Here is a 1,568-nt window from a genome sequence, read left to right on the forward strand (position 1 = left end):
GTCTGAGGGCGGTGTCGTTGGTGGGCCGGGCTTCGTCCAGAAGCTTCAGGCCTGCTTCGGTGACGTCGGTGTAGATGCCGCGGCGGTCGGTCGGGCACAGGTAGCGGGAGAGCAGGCCACGGTCCTCCAGGCGGGCGACCAGGCGGGTGGTGGCGCTCTGGCTGAGGACGACCGCGTCGGCGACCTGCTTCATCTGCAGATGCCCGCCGTCGCCGTCGTGCTGGCGGCTGAGCACGTCGAGCAGCGAGTACTCCCGCACGCTCAGATCGTGCCCGGCTTGCAGGGCACGCTCGATGTGTGCCTCGATCCTGCCGTGCAGCAGGGAGAGGGCTGCCCATCCGTTGGCGAGAGCGGTCAACGCGGGATCCATCGCGGTCATGGGTCCGGGTCTCCTTCCGGATGAGACTGAACTCCAGGGTAAGGCTTGACTGAAATTACCTGCTCAGTCCTGTATTCAGCGTCCGCAAGCAAAGCGGACCAATCGACGGCCGGGCGTTCGAGGTACGAGCTGGTCGACGCTGGAGAACTTGCATTACCCCGCGTCTGCAATTATTGTCCTAGCTTGTAAAGCGCTACCGCAATCATATGCGGTGGGCTTGTACCGCCAAGGTCCCCCACGCCTCCCCACACCGAGGCACCGATCGAAAAGGCACCATCCATGTCTCTGAAGAACATCCTTCCCGGCCGTCTCGGCTTCGGCACCGCCCCCCTCGGAAACATGTTCCGCGCCATACCCGACGAGGACGCCCGCGCCACCGTCGAAGCCGCCTGGGACCAGGGCATCCGCTACTACGACACCGCCCCCTTCTACGGCGCGGGCCTCGCCGAGGAGCGTCTGGGCGAGGTCCTGGCGGCCAAGCCCCGCGACTCCTACGTGCTGTCCAGCAAGGTCGGCCGGGTCATCCTCGACGAGATCGAGACCGACGTCCCCGACTTCGGCGAGAAGGGCGGCCTGTTCGAGCACGGCAACCCCAACAAGGTCCTGCACGAGTGGACCGCGGACGCCACTGAGCGCTCCGTCGAGGGCAGCCTGCGCCGCCTGGGCGTCGACCGCCTCGACATCGTCTGGGTCCACGACATCGCGCAGGACTTCCACGGCGACGCCTGGGTCAGCAAGTTCGAGGAGGCCCGCACCGGCGCCTTCCGCGTCCTGTCCCGCCTGCGCGACGAGGGCGTCATCAAGGCCTGGGGCCTCGGCGTCAACAAGACCGAACCCATCGAGATGACCCTCGCCCTGGACGAGCCCCGGCCCGACGGCTTCCTCCTCGCCGGCCGTTACACACTCCTCGACCACGAGCACGCTTTGCAGCGCCTGCTGCCGATGGCCCAGGAGCAGAACGTCGACATGGTCGTCGGCGGCCCCTACAGCTCCGGCATCCTGGCCGGCGGCACCAACTTCGAGTACCAGCAGGCCCCGCCGGAGATCATCGAGAAGGTCAAGCGCGTCAAGGCTCTCACCGACCAGCACGGGATCGCCATCAAGGCCGCCGCCCTCCAGTTCTCCCTGGCCCACCCGGTGGCCGCCGCCGTCATCCCCGGCGCCACCCGCCCCAGCCGCATCGCGGAGG

At 67.7% G+C, this 1,568-nt stretch carries 2 protein-coding genes; one reads left to right on the forward strand and one right to left on the reverse strand.

All coding sequences use genetic code 11. The features are described 5' to 3' along the window. The coding region (locus tag AB8Z36_RS39210) for a MarR family winged helix-turn-helix transcriptional regulator (protein WP_369218134.1) at positions 1–379 on the reverse strand (379 nt) is incomplete at its 3' end. Between the two features lie 279 nt (positions 380–658). Between AB8Z36_RS39210 and AB8Z36_RS39215 the strand changes: the two genes are divergently transcribed. After that, positions 659–1,568 (forward strand): aldo/keto reductase (locus AB8Z36_RS39215; RefSeq protein ID WP_369218135.1); only part of this gene is annotated, 910 nt, incomplete at its 3' end.

Source organism: Streptomyces flavofungini (genome assembly GCF_041028215.1).
GTDB classification, from domain to species: domain Bacteria; phylum Actinomycetota; class Actinomycetes; order Streptomycetales; family Streptomycetaceae; genus Streptomyces; species Streptomyces flavofungini_B.